The organism is Streptomyces sp. NPDC048361 (assembly GCF_040651795.1).
Classification (GTDB): Bacteria; Actinomycetota; Actinomycetes; order Streptomycetales; family Streptomycetaceae; genus Streptomyces.
The window spans coordinates 145,137-157,441 of the sequence record NZ_JBEZKW010000002.1; the positions used below are offsets into that span (position 1 = coordinate 145,137).

Genomic DNA, 12,305 nt, shown 5'->3' on the forward strand with positions numbered 1-12,305 from the left:
GTTCAGGCTCCGAGGACGCCGACGAGGACCGGTCCGGTCAGGGGCAGCAGGAAGTTCGAGAGCGTGTACGTGATCGTGTAGCCGAGCATCGGAACGGAGCTCTGGGCGACCTGGGTGATGGAGGTGATGGCGGGCGTCGAGCACTGCTGGCCCGCGATCGCGCCGATCAGGAGCGGCTTCTCGATCTTCAGCAGGGAGCGCCCGACGATCAGCGACAGCGTGGCGGGGATCAGCACCATCGCGATCCCGGCGAACGGGAGCAGCGCCCCGTACTGCTGGAGCAGCGGCCACGCCTGCGGCCCCGACACCAGCCCGGTGCAGGCGATGAAGACCGCGAGGCCCATGTCCTTCAGCGTGGTCGCGGCCTGCGGCGGGAACGCGCCGAACGTCTGCTTGCGGGAGCGGAACCAGCCGAAGACGAGTCCGGAGATCAGACAGCCGCCGCCGGTGCCGAGCGAAAGCGGGATGTCACCGGCCCGGATCACGATCTGGCCGAGCAGTGAGCCGCAGACGATGCCGAGGCCGAGATAGATGAAGTCGGTGGCGTCGTTCTTGACCACCGCGCCGATCTTCGCGACCAGCCGGTTGAGCCCGGAGCGGGCGCCGACGAGGGTGAGGACGTCGCCACGCCGCAGCACGGTGTCCGGGTTCGCGGGAAGATGCTGGTCGTTGCGGAGTACGTCAGTGACGTAGACGCCCTGCTTGATGAACTCCGGGTAGGAGCGCTGGAGTTGGTCGAGGCTCTTGCCGTCGGCCGACTTCTCGGTCATCGCGACCTGGGCCGTCGCCAGCGGTGAGTCCAGGCCCGGGATGCCGGGTGTCTCGGGGCCGATCTCACGGCCCGCCTCGATGGTGTTGGCCCGGCGGCCCACCACGAGCACCAGGTCGGACAGGGTCAGCTCGACGTGTGGTTCGGGGGTGAGGGCGCGGCTGCCGCGGCGCAGCGCCTCGATGGTGATCCGGCCGCCGAGCGAGGACTCCAGGTCGCCGATGGTGCGCCCGTCGGCCAGCGTCACCAGATAGGTGCGGCCCACCAGGCCCGGCAGGGCCTCGCGTTCGTCCGCCTCCAGGCCGCGCTCGCCGCCGCCGCCGCGCATCGTCTCCCACAGCTGCCGCGACGCGTCGCGCAGATTGATGCGCAGCATCATCGGCATGATCTGGCTGGTGTAGATGACGATGGTGATGAGGCCGAAGAGGTAGCAGACGGTGTACGCGGTGGCAACATGGCCCTGGTAGTCACCGACCTGGGCCGGGGTGAGGCCGCCCAGCTTGCCGATGGCCTCGGTGGCGGTGCCGACGACCGCGGACTCGGTGGCGGCGCCGGCCAGGATGCCGGACGCGGTGCCCACGTCGAGCCCGAAGGCCTTCGCCAGGCCGTAGGCGATGCCGAGCACACAGACCAGCTCGATCAGGCACAGCGTGAAGAAGCGCAGGCTGCCGCGGTTGAGGTTGGCGAAGAACTGCGGGCCCGCGAGATAGCCGAGCGAGAAGATGAACAGGGCGAAGAAGACTGTCTTGACGTCACCGGAGACCTGCACCTTGGCCCAGGCGCCCATCAGGAGCGACACGATCAGGGTGCCGCAGATGCCGCCGAGCGTGATGGGTCCCGCCCGCAGCTTGCCGACGAGGTAGCCGAGCGCGAGGCAGAGGAAGAGGGCGAGCTCCGGGTGGTCCTTGAGGATGCCCATCGCGGCTCAGCCGAGCCGGGACGCGCTATATCCGGGCAAAAGGTGCATGAAGCTGAAATTAACAGCGGGCCGGGGCGGCGGCACGCCGGGCCGCCACCCCCTCCACCATCCCGGGCCACGCCCCCTTCGCCATCCCGGGCCACCGCCTCCTTCACCATCCCGGGCCACCGCCCCCTTCACGATCCCCGGCCGCCCCGCCGCGGAGTCAGGCGCCGGGCACCCGGGGCAGTTCACCCGTCCGGGCCAGCTCCGCGTACCAGCGGGCGCTCGACTTCGGGGTGCGGGCCAGCGTCCCGTAGTCGACGTACACCGCGCCGAACCGCTTGCCGTACCCGTACGACCACTCGAAGTTGTCCATCAGGGACCACAGGTAGTAGCCCCGCACATCGGCGCCCGCCTCCATCGCCCGGCGCACCGACGCGAGGTGGCCGTGCAGATAGCGGATGCGGTCCGGGTCGTGCACCGCGCCGTCGGGGCCCGGTACGTCGTCGCAGGCCGCGCCGTTCTCGGTGACCAGGAGCGGCAGCCCCGGGGCCTCCTTGGCGTACCGCAGGAGCAGGTCGTACAGGCCGGACGGGTCGATGGTCCAGCCCATCGCGGTGCGCTCGCCGGGCGGCTGGTGGAAGGCGACCGCTCCGGCGCCGGGCCACGGCGAGTGCGGGCTCGCACCGTGGCCGTCGGCGCGGGCGCCCGCGCCGGCCGGATCCGCCGCCGACACGAGCGAGGTCGTGTAGTAGTTGAGGCCCAGCGCGTCGAGCGGCTGGTGGATCGCGCGCAGATCGCCGTCGTGCACGAAGGACCAGTCCGTCACGGACGCGGTGTCCGCGAACAGCCGGTCCGGGTAGCTGCCGTGCAGCATCGGCCCGTGGAAGATCCCATTGGCGAGGTCATCGATCCGGCGCGCGGCCTCCACATCCGGCGTGTCCTGCGAACGCGGCCTCACAACAGCCGAGTTGAGGCTGACCGCGATCTGGTTGCGGGCCGGCATCGCGGCGCGCAGCGCCGAAGCCGCCTCGCCGTGAGCCAGGTTGAGGTGGTGGGCGGCGCGCAGCGATGCCGCCGGGTCGGTGCGGCCCGGCGCGTGCACCCCGGATGCGTACCCCAGAAAGGCACTGCACCAGGGCTCGTTGAGGGTGACCCACCGCTCGACACGGTCGCCGAGCGCGGTCCCGACGAGCGCCGCGTATTCGGCGAATCGGTACGCGGTCTCGCGCGCGGGCCAGCCGCCCGCGTCTTCGAGCTCCTGCGGCAGGTCCCAGTGGTAGAGGGTGAGCGCGGGCGCGATGCCATGGCCGAGCAGCTCGTCGACCAGACGCCGGTAGAAGTCGAGACCCCGCTGCACGGCGGGCCCGCGCCCGGTGGGCTGCACCCGGGACCAGGAGACGGAGAAGCGGTACGAGGTCAGCCCCAGCTCCGCCATCAGCGCGACGTCGTCCCGCATGCGGTGGTAGTGGTCCACGGCCACGTCACCGGTGTCGCCGTCGGCGGTCCGGCCCGGGGTGTGGCTGAAGGTGTCCCAGATCGAGGGTGTGCGGCCGTCCTGTGCCGCCGCCCCCTCGATCTGGTAGGCGGAGGTGGCGGCGCCCCAGAGGAACCCGGGCGGAAAGCGGTCGGACATACGACACTCCCAACGAGCTGAGGAACAAGGGGAATTGAGGGCGGCCGAGGGTCGGGTGCGGATCGGCTAGCCCTTGACCGCGCCCTGCATGATCCCGCCCACGATCTGCCGCCCGAACAGGACGAACGCGAGCAGCAGCGGCAGCGTGCCGAGCAGAGCGCCGGCCATGATGACCGACTGGTCGGGGATGTATCCGCGGCCGAGGCCGGTCAGGGCGACCTGCACGGTGGGGCTGCCGTTCTGGGTCAGCGCGATGATCGGCCAGAAGAAGTCGTTCCACGCCATGACGAAGGTCAGCATCCCGAGCACCGCCATCGCGGGCCGGGCCACCGGGAACACGATGTGCCACACCACCCGCCAACTGCTCGCCCCGTCGACCCGGCCCGCCTCGACCAGTTCGGTGGGGAGCGCCTCCACCAGGTACTGCCGCATGAAGAACACCCCGAACGCGCTGACCAGGGTGGGCAGGATGACCGCCTGGAGCTGGTCGGTCCAGGACAACTTGGCGACCATCATGTACAGCGGTACGACACTGAGCTGCGGCGGCACCATCATCGTGCCGATCACCAGGATCATCAGCAGGTTCTTGAAGCGGAACCGCAGTTTGGCGAAGGCGAAGCCGGCCAGCGTGGAGAAGAACACCGTGCCGGCCGCGATGGAGCCCGCCACGATCGTCGTGTTGAGCAGCGCCGTGCCCATGTTGGCGTCGGTCCAGGCGATCTGGAGGTTGCGGAACAGGTTCCCGCCGAACCAGAACGGCGGCGGTGTCTGGGCGAGCCGGGTGTTGGTGCGGGAGGCGGCCACCGCCGTCCAGATCAGCGGGAAGAGCGATCCGGCGGTGAACACGATCAGTACGGCGTAGGTGAGGCGGCCGCCGTGCAATTGGCGGCCGGCACGCTGGACCCTCAACTTGTCTCCCCCTTGCGCAACATGCGGGAGACGAACCAGTTCACCGCGCCGATCAGCAGCAGGATCAGGAACATCGCCCAGGCGATCGCCGAGGCCCGGCCCAGGTGCAGGTTCACCCAGCCCTGCTCGTACAGGTACAGGCCGAGCGTCTGGAACTGGTGGTCGGAGCCGCCGGTGGCGCCGGCGGCTCCGTTGAACAGGAGTGGCTCACCGAAGAGCTGGGTCGCGCCGATGGTGGAGACGACCGTGGTGAACAGGATCGTCGGGCGCAGCGCGGGGATCGTGACGTGACGGAACTGCTGCCACCGCGAGGCCCCGTCGAGCGCGGCCGACTCGTACAGGTCGGCGGGTACCGCCTGCATCGCGGCGAGATAGATCAGCGCGTTGTAGCCGGTCCAGCGCCAGATGACGATGGTGGAGACGGCGAGCTGGGAGGTCCAGGTGCCGTTCTGCCAGTCGAAGGGGTCGAACCCGACGAGCCCGAGCGCCCAGTTGATCATTCCGTAGTCGCGCCCGAAGAGCAGCACGAACACCAGGGTCGCGGCCGCCACGCTGGTGGCGTACGGGGTGAGCACGGCGACCCGGAAGAACATCGAGCCGCGCAGCTTGTAGTTGAGCAGATGCGCGATGCCGAGCGCGACGAGCAGCTGCGGAACGGTGGACAGGACGCCGATGGTGAACGTGTTGCGCAGCGCGTTCCAGAAGAAGTCGTCGGACAGCAGCCGCGAGAAGTTCCTGAGTCCCACCCACGTCATGTCGTTCGGCGCGGTCAGCTCGACCTGGTGCAGCGAGGCCCAGCCCGTATAGAGGAGCGGGAAGAGGCCGAACGCCGCGAAGAACACGAAGAAGGGCGCGACGAACGCGTACGGACTCCAGCGCATGTCGCGCCGGTAGCGGCGGCTGCGGCGCTCGTCGGCGCGCCCGCGGGCGGTGGCCGTGCCCTCCTGCCCGGGGGCGGGGGAGGGCACGACGGCCGTGGTGTCGCTCGCCATCGTCACTGGTCCAGAGCGTTGTCGATCGCCTTCACCGCGGCGTCCCAGCCCTGCTGCGGCGACTTGCCCTTCTGCTCGACCTGGAGCATGCCGATGTCGGAGAGGTTCTGCTGGATGATCTGGTCCTTCGGGCCGAGGAACTGCACCGGGGTGCCCTCGGCGGCCTTCGCGAAGATCTGCCCGATGGGTGCGCCGCCGAAGTAGTCGTGCTTGGCGTTCGCCACCGCGGGGAGCCCGTACGCGGCCTTGGCGCTCGGGAAGCTGCCGCGCTTCTCGAACAGGACGGCCTGCTGGGCGGGGGCGGTCAGCCACGCGGCGAGCTTGGCGGCCTCCGCGGTGTGCTTGCCGGCGGAGGGCACGGTGAGGAAGGAGCCGCCCCAGTTGGAGGGCTTGGGTGCGGCGGCCACGTCCCACTTGTCCTTGCCCGCGGCTCCCGCCTTGTCCTGGATGTAGCCGAGCATCCAGGCCGGGCAGGAGACGGTGGCGAAGGTGGCGTTGGCGAAGCCCTGGTCCCAACTCGGCTGGAACTGCTGGAGCTTGGCGGTCAGACCGCCGGTGGCGAACGCGGTGGCCGTGGACCAGGCCTGCTTGACGGCCGGGTTGTCCTTGTAGACGACTTTACCGTCGGCGTCGTAGTAGCGCACGGCACTCGACCCGGTGATCGAGTTCAGCACGCCCGAGGCGGAGTCGACGAAGGCGGCGCCGGACGGGACCTTCGCCTTGAACTGGCGCCCCACATCGAGGTACTTGTTCCAGTCGCCCGCCCACAGCTTGCCCACGGCGTCCCGGTCGGTGGGCAGCCCCGCCTTGGCGAACAGGTCCTTGCGGTAGCAGATCCCGGTCGGGCCGGTGTCGGTACCGAGGCCCACCGTCTTGTTGTCCTTGGTGGTGGCCTCGGCCCACTTCCACGGCAGGAAGTCGTCCTTGTTCACGCCGGACGCCTTCGACAGGTCCTCCAGCTTGCCGCTCTGTGTCGCGGTGACCTCGGCGATGTTGCTGACCTCGACGGCCTGGATGTCCGCGAGCCCGCTGCCGGAGCCGAGGTGGGTGAGGAGCTGCGGGTAGTAGTTCTCGTTCCGCTCGATCGAGGTCTGCTTGATCTCGATGTCGGGGTGGAGCTTCATGTACGCGTCGTAGAGCCCGGCCTCCTTCAGGCCGAAGGCGCCGAAGACGCCCACGGTGAGGGTGGTCTTCGCGCCGCCGCCGCCCCCGCCGCCGGAGGAGCCACCGGCCGCCGGGTCCTTGCCGTCGTCGGCGCAGCCGGCGAGCAGGGCGGTGCCGAGTGCGGCCACGGCCGCGAGGGCCGCGAAGCGTCTGGACATACGTGTACGCGTGCGCATGTGCTTCCTCCAACTGTCGTCCGGGCCAGGCCGGTTGAGGCGGTCGGCGCGGGCGGAAGGGATGCGAAAGGTGTAGGGACCTACTACTGTGGGAGCGCTCCCAGCCGTGATGTGTTGAAGGTTCGCCGCTCCCTGTTGGACTGTCAAGGGACCGCGCAATGCCAGGGGATGCCGTTCTCGATCCGGCCGGGGCTGTTACTTTCACCGTCAGTTGCGCGAGTTGGGGAGGCAGACGTGACAACAGCCCGCACGGCCAGGGGCCGCAGCGCGGGGCGGCCCACCCTGGAAGAAGTGGCGGCCAGGGCCGGCGTCGGCCGGGGCACGGTGTCCCGGGTGATCAATGGCTCGCCCCGGGTCAGCGAGGAGACCCGCGCCGCCGTGGAGGCCGCCGTCGCCGAACTCGGCTACGTACCCAACAGGGCGGCCCGCGCGCTCGCCGCCAACCGCACCGACGCGATCGCCCTGGTCGTCCCGGAACCCGAGGCCCGCTTCTTCGCCGAGCCGTACTTCTCCGACATCGTGCGCGGGGTGGGTGCCGCGCTCGCCGACACCGACATGCAGCTGCTGCTCACGCTGGTCGGCGGCGACCGCGAACGGCGCAGGCTCGCCCAGTACCTCGCCTCGCACCGGGTCGACGGCGTCCTGCTCGTCTCGGTCCACGCCGACGATCCACTGCCCGACCTCCTGGAACAGCTCGGCATCCCCGTCGTCATCAGCGGCCGCCGCAGCGAGGACGAGCCGCTCGCCTCGGTCGACTCCGACAACTTCGAGGGCGCCCGCAGCGCCATCGCCCACCTGGTGGCCCGGGGCCGGCGCACCATAGCCACGATCGCCGGGCCGCTCGACGTGTACGGAGCCCGGCGCCGCCTCGACGGCTACCGGGCCGCCCTCGCGGAGGCGCACCTGGAGGAACTCATCGCCCACGGCGACTTCACCGAGGAAGGTGGCCGCCGCGCGATGACCGAACTCCTGACCCGCGCCCCGCACCTGGACGCGGTCTTCGCCGCGTCCGACCTGATGGCCTCCGGCGCCCGCCAGGTCCTGCGCGCCCACGGCCGCCGCATCCCCGAGGACCTGGCCCTGATCGGCTTCGACGACTCCTCGATAGCCCGCCACATGGACCCACCCCTGACGAGCGTGCGCCAGCCGATCGAGGAGATGGGCCGCGCGATGGCCGAACTCCTCCTCACGGAGATCACCGCCACCGAACCGACCCGCCGAAGCCTGATCCTGCCTACGGAACTGGTGGTGCGGGCGTCGTCGTAGGGGTCGGGGGGCTTTCGCCCGGGCTATCGGCGGGGCCGGCAGGCGGGGTCTCCCTCGACGTGCCGCCAGTCGTCCTCGCGGGCCCCGCTCGCCGCCCCCAGCTGGCTCTCGCCGGCGACTTTGACGGCGGCGCCTTCGATGGGCCGGTCGCAGCGGACGCAGAACGTGATGCGGCACGTGACCGGGGTGGTGCCCTCTCCGCGCGCCCGGGCCGCCGCCTCGACCCCGCCGAGCGCGATCGTCCCGCCCCCGATCAGCTCGGACAGCCGCACGGGGTCGCACAGAGTGCCGGGGGTGGGCATGGGGACGGCCCAGTAGCTGGCGAGGGTTCCGTTCGGTTCGTTCGCCCCCACGCGGGGCACCCCCAGAAAGTGGCCGAGGCCCAGATAGGCGGCATGCGGGTCTGTCTTGGAGGGCGGTGGGGACGGGGGCACAAGTGCGTAGAAGCGCTGGCCACGCGGGTCGTGGATGACAGGACCGCCCAGACGCTCGCGCAGAACCCGGGTCACTGTGGTGGGGTCTGCCGAGCTGGTAGTCGCGTACACGAGAGCCTCACTGAGGCGGGCAGCACAGAAGCACCGTCCGAGGGCCAAAACGGCCACGGATCCGTCCTGCCACTGTCGCCGCGCGTCTTCGGGCCGGTGGAGGCTCGCGGCGAGCCAGGCGGAGATGGCTTCTGAAGTGGTGGTCGTGTGCACGAAGGCGCCCCTCGCTCGGTGCTGGTTGTGCCACTGAACGTAGAGGCGCCAGTCAGGAACAAGGGGCCGGGTCTCGGCCCCTTGCTACACGGCGAGCATTCCGATTTTCACCGCGAGTTCCGCCGCCCGGCGTCTCCGCTCGGGTAGGCGTGACTCGGTCTCCTCCAGCACGAGGCCCCGGGCGTACCCGTTGTAGCGAATGGTCTCGGGTGCAGCGACGTGTGCGAGTTCCAAAGTGGCCAGGGCGCGCTCGTGCTGACCGTCCAAGCGGTACGCCCTGGCCAGCTCGATCCGGTGCCGGGCACGACGAGGGCGCGACGGGATCGCTTCGGCCTCGGCTCGCGACGCTTGCCGCACGGATTCGCCTCCAGCCCTCAGCTCGACGGCGACAGTGACGGCGTGGGCGCCCATGATGGCCCTGCCGAAGGAGGTGACCGGGTGGTAGTAGTCCGGCGGCAGGCTCTCGGCTGTATGAGCGGCCTTGTCCCACCAGCCCCAGGCCGTCCCTGACTCAGCCCGTCGGGCAGCGGTGTACCCCGCCTCGAACTGCAATGCGCCCACGATGGCGCGGACGTTGTCCGCCGCATCAGGCAGAAGCGGGGTGAGATGGCGCAGCGCCGCCTGAGTGACCTCGTCCGCTGCGTCGAAGTGGCCGGAGTCGCGGTGCGCCTGCGCGGTGAGCCATGAGGCAATCCCGATCGCGTGCGGATCCTCGCTCTCCTGGGCGGCGACCATCCCGCGTTCGGCCACGCGCCACAACAGTGCCGCATCCGGCTGGTAAGCAACGAAGAACTGCGCGAGCGAGTACACCTCCGAGAGCGTGCCGTGCGCGATTCGGCGCTCGACCGCCGAATCGCTCTGCCGCACCGCGACTTGAGCGTCCCGGATCAGGTCCGGCAAGAGCTCGCCCAACATCTCCCGATGGTTGGCGGCGCGGTGCCGAGCCGACCACGCTGCGGCAAGACGCATGTGCAGATGTGCCGTGGACGGAGCCGCACGGTCGGTGCTCCACGGGAACGCGTTGATCGCCTCGGTCACCGCCGCGAGCCGGGGGTGACCGGGTCCCGTGAACAACGCGACATCCGTGCCGCTGTCGATTCCGGCGAGATCGTTGAGGCTCCGTACCCGGAGCGCCTCGGCGATCCGCAGGATCTCAGGCAGCCGTGGCATCCGCATCTGGCCGTTCTCGACCTTTTTGACCCACGACGCGTGATGGCCGAGAAGTCCGGCCAGCTGCTCCCGGGTCATTCCACGACGGGTACGGAAGATCTGCACGCGCTGCCCGAAGCGCACGGGGTTTTCATGCGGGTCCGGAGTCGCCTCGATCGACATAACGCCCTGCCCCTTCCTTGCAGCTCGACACTGCCAGGTTAGGAGTGATGCACGTGCCAGGTGGTCCTGTTCAGACTTTGTCAGTCGGCAACGCGAAAGAGGACCCGCTCCGTTGTCACGGAGCAGGCCCTCTTCGTTCAGGGTGAGTAACGGGACTCGAACCCGCGACATCCTGGACCACAACCAGGTGCTCTACCATCTGAGCTATACCCACCATGCATGGCCGGACTGTTGTGGTCTTGGGAAGTCCCTGGGGGCTTCCCTACCGGCCGAGAAAAAGTGTACAGGGTCCGAGAGGGTGCTCGCGCACATGTTTCGAGGCACCCTCTCGGACCCCCCTGCGGAGGGCTACTCCGCAGGCAGGACGTACTTCGCCGCGATGGACTTCGCCGTGTCCGAGTCGGGGCCCGGCTGCGGGACGAAGACCGCCTCGCGGTAGTAGCGGAGCTCCGCGATGGATTCACGGATGTCCGCGAGCGCCCGGTGGTTGCCGTTCTTGTCCGGGCTGTTGAAGTACGCCCGCGGATACCAGCGGCGGGCGAGCTCCTTCACGGAGGACACGTCCACGATCCGGTAGTGGAGGTGGGACTCCAGGCTCGGCATGTCCCGCAGCAGGAAGCCCCGGTCGGTACCGACCGAGTTTCCGCACAGCGGCGCCTTGCCCGGCTCCTTGACGTGTCCACGTACATACGCGAGGACCTGCTCCTCGGCGTCGGCCAGCGTGGTGCCGCCGGCCAGCTCGTCGAGGAGCCCGGAGGCGGTGTGCATGGTGCGCACCACCTCCGGCATGGTCTCCAGCGCGGCGTCCGGGGGACGGATCACGATGTCCACCCCTTCGCCCAGTACGTTCAGCTCCGAGTCGGTGACCAGTGCGGCCACCTCGATGAGTGCGTCGTCCGCCAGCGAGAGCCCGGTCATCTCGCAGTCGATCCACACCATGCGGTCGTTCATGCGCCTTACCCTACGGGGCGCTCCGCTGACCGGGCAGACTCGGACGGCCACCGGTGTACCCGGAGGCGTACAGATCGGAGCCGGGCTTCCCCGGCTCCGGCACGGTGTGCGAAGCGGAGGGACCCATCACCGCACTGGCCGCCGCCGTCCGCCGGATCTGGGGGAGCGCCTGGGACGGGACGGTCTCCGGCAGGGGAGCCGGCACCGCCACCGCTACGTGGCTTCCATTCGGTTCCGGCTGTGGTCGCCGCGCCCGGTAGGCCGCCCGGTAGGACGCCGGGGACGAGCCGAGCTGGCGGCGGAAGTGCCCGCGCAGCGCGACCGGGGAGCGGAAGCCGCAGCGGCCCGCCACCTCGTCCACCGAGTAGTCGGACGTCTCCAGCAGGCGCTGGGCCTGCAGGACCCGCTGGGTGATCAGCCACTGGAGGGGGGCCGACCCGGTCAGCGAGCGGAAACGACGGTCGAAGGTGCGGCGGCTCATGTACGCCCGCGCCGCCAGGGTCTCCACGTCGAACTGCTCGTGAAGGTGCTCCAGCGCCCAGGCGACGACCTCGGCCAGCGGGTCGGAGCCGATCTCCTCAGGTAAAGACCTGTCGAGATAGCGCTCCTGGCCGCCGCTGCGGCGCGGCGGTACGACGAGCCGGCGGGCCAGCGCACCGGCCGCCTCACTGCCGTGGTCCGTCCGCACGATGTGGAGACAGAGATCGATTCCGGCCGCGGTCCCGGCCGAGGTGAGAACGTCCCCGTCGTCGACGAAGAGCTCCCTCGGGTCCACATGGACCGACGGGTACCGCTTGGCCAGTGTCGGCGCGTACATCCAGTGCGTCGTCGCCGGGCGGCCGTCGAGCAGACCGGCCGCGGCGAGCACGAACGCGCCGGTGCACAGCCCGACGATCCTTGCCCCTTCCTCGTGTGCCCGCCGCAGCGCTTCGAGCGCGGCGGCGGGGGGCGGTGAGGTGATGGAACGCCACGCGGGCACCACCACCGTTCCCGCCCTGCTGATTGCCTCCAGGCCGTAGGGCGCGGTGAGTTCGAGTCCCCCTGTGGTCCGCAGGGGTCCTTCCTCGCCGGCGCACACCAGCAGGCGGTAACGCGGAACTCCCGCGTCCTGACGGTCGATGCCGAACACGGAGAGCGGAATGGAACTTTCGAAGATGGGGCCGCCACTGAACAGCAGTACGGCGACGACCTCCCGGCGTCGGCGGCCGGCCAGCTTCCTTGCGGTCTCCGGTGATGCGGCAGCGGAGTCCTGGCTCATGGCGCTAAGCCCCCCTCGGTGTTCGCGGCTCCCCGTTCTTGTCGGGCCTGTCGCTCCTGCACTTTTCCCCTCGGTTTTGCACGAGTCCCCAGCCTTCGATAGGCAAGATCGAATCTACTGCGTCCCGTGGCGCCGGCGTGACAAATCCGGCACTCAGCGCTATGTCGACATGGCAACTTGGCGCGAAGCTTTCGATCACGAGCGTTTCATTCGTGGGCCCCGTAGGGGAAGTGCGCCTGCGGGGGATGGCCCG

General features: G+C 69.9%; 10 protein-coding genes and 1 tRNA gene. 1 reads left to right on the forward strand and 10 read right to left on the reverse strand.

The features are described from left to right. Positions 1-2: 2 nt before the first annotated feature. From aspT to AB0D31_RS01900, 5 genes are all read right to left on the reverse strand, one after another. On the reverse strand, positions 3-1,688 hold the full coding sequence (gene aspT, locus AB0D31_RS01880; protein WP_362715576.1) for an aspartate-alanine antiporter: 1,686 nt from the start codon (positions 1,686-1,688) through the stop codon (positions 3-5). A gap of 205 nt (positions 1,689-1,893) precedes the next feature. After that, entirely contained in the window at positions 1,894-3,306 is a 1,413-nt protein-coding gene (locus AB0D31_RS01885; protein ID WP_362715579.1) for a GH1 family beta-glucosidase, read from the reverse strand. A gap of 66 nt (positions 3,307-3,372) precedes the next feature. Beyond that, positions 3,373-4,215: a carbohydrate ABC transporter permease gene (locus tag AB0D31_RS01890; protein ID WP_362715580.1), complete on the reverse strand. Its 843-nt coding sequence runs from the start codon at positions 4,213-4,215 to the stop codon at positions 3,373-3,375. Further along, positions 4,212-5,207, reverse strand: a complete 996-nt coding sequence (locus tag AB0D31_RS01895) for a sugar ABC transporter permease (RefSeq protein WP_362715826.1) — start codon at positions 5,205-5,207, stop codon at positions 4,212-4,214. The genes AB0D31_RS01890 and AB0D31_RS01895 overlap by 4 nt, the downstream gene beginning before the upstream one ends. Before the next feature lie 2 nt (positions 5,208-5,209). After that, entirely contained in the window at positions 5,210-6,547 is a 1,338-nt protein-coding gene (locus tag AB0D31_RS01900) for an extracellular solute-binding protein (protein WP_362715583.1), read from the reverse strand. A 234-nt stretch (positions 6,548-6,781) separates the two neighbouring features. Here AB0D31_RS01900 and AB0D31_RS01905 point away from each other — a divergent pair, with 234 nt between their 5' ends. Then, entirely contained in the window at positions 6,782-7,813 is a 1,032-nt protein-coding gene (locus tag AB0D31_RS01905; protein WP_362715585.1) for a LacI family DNA-binding transcriptional regulator, read from the forward strand. Between the two features lie 23 nt (positions 7,814-7,836). On the opposite strand, the gene AB0D31_RS01910 is transcribed toward AB0D31_RS01905, so the two are convergent. The 5 genes from AB0D31_RS01910 to AB0D31_RS01930 all read right to left on the reverse strand — a co-directional run bounded on the left by AB0D31_RS01910 (position 7,837) and on the right by AB0D31_RS01930 (position 12,052). Then, positions 7,837-8,166, reverse strand: a complete 330-nt coding sequence (locus AB0D31_RS01910; protein ID WP_362715588.1) for a hypothetical protein — start codon at positions 8,164-8,166, stop codon at positions 7,837-7,839. Between the two features lie 429 nt (positions 8,167-8,595). After that, positions 8,596-9,843 carry a helix-turn-helix transcriptional regulator gene (locus tag AB0D31_RS01915; protein ID WP_362715590.1) on the reverse strand — a complete coding sequence of 416 codons (1,248 nt, stop codon included), beginning with the start codon at positions 9,841-9,843 and terminating at the stop codon, positions 8,596-8,598. Positions 9,844-9,984: 141 nt separating this feature from the next. Then, positions 9,985-10,057 (reverse strand) — tRNA-His (locus AB0D31_RS01920). Positions 10,058-10,191: 134 nt separating this feature from the next. Beyond that, complete coding sequence (gene orn / locus AB0D31_RS01925; RefSeq protein ID WP_362715593.1) at positions 10,192-10,794, reverse strand: oligoribonuclease; 603 nt, start codon at positions 10,792-10,794, stop codon at positions 10,192-10,194. 10 nt (positions 10,795-10,804) lie between these two features. Beyond that, on the reverse strand, positions 10,805-12,052 hold the full coding sequence (locus tag AB0D31_RS01930; RefSeq protein ID WP_362715595.1) for a helix-turn-helix domain-containing protein: 1,248 nt from the start codon (positions 12,050-12,052) through the stop codon (positions 10,805-10,807). Between the last annotated feature and the right edge of the window lie 253 nt (positions 12,053-12,305).

Bases quoted from the DNA above. Each gene is read 5' to 3' on its own strand.
- orn (WP_362715593.1), bottom strand. From the start codon at position 10,794: ATGAACGACCGCATGGTGTGGATCGACTGCGAGATGACCGGGCTCTCG.
- AB0D31_RS01895 (WP_362715826.1), bottom strand. From the start codon at position 5,207: ATGGCGAGCGACACCACGGCCGTCGTGCCCTCCCCCGCCCCCGGGCAG.
- AB0D31_RS01885 (WP_362715579.1), bottom strand. From the start codon at position 3,306: ATGTCCGACCGCTTTCCGCCCGGGTTCCTCTGGGGCGCCGCCACCTCC.
- AB0D31_RS01900 (WP_362715583.1), bottom strand. From the start codon at position 6,547: ATGCGCACGCGTACACGTATGTCCAGACGCTTCGCGGCCCTCGCGGCC.
- AB0D31_RS01930 (WP_362715595.1), bottom strand. From the start codon at position 12,052: ATGAGCCAGGACTCCGCTGCCGCATCACCGGAGACCGCAAGGAAGCTG.
- aspT (WP_362715576.1), bottom strand. From the start codon at position 1,688: ATGGGCATCCTCAAGGACCACCCGGAGCTCGCCCTCTTCCTCTGCCTC.
- AB0D31_RS01915 (WP_362715590.1), bottom strand. From the start codon at position 9,843: ATGTCGATCGAGGCGACTCCGGACCCGCATGAAAACCCCGTGCGCTTC.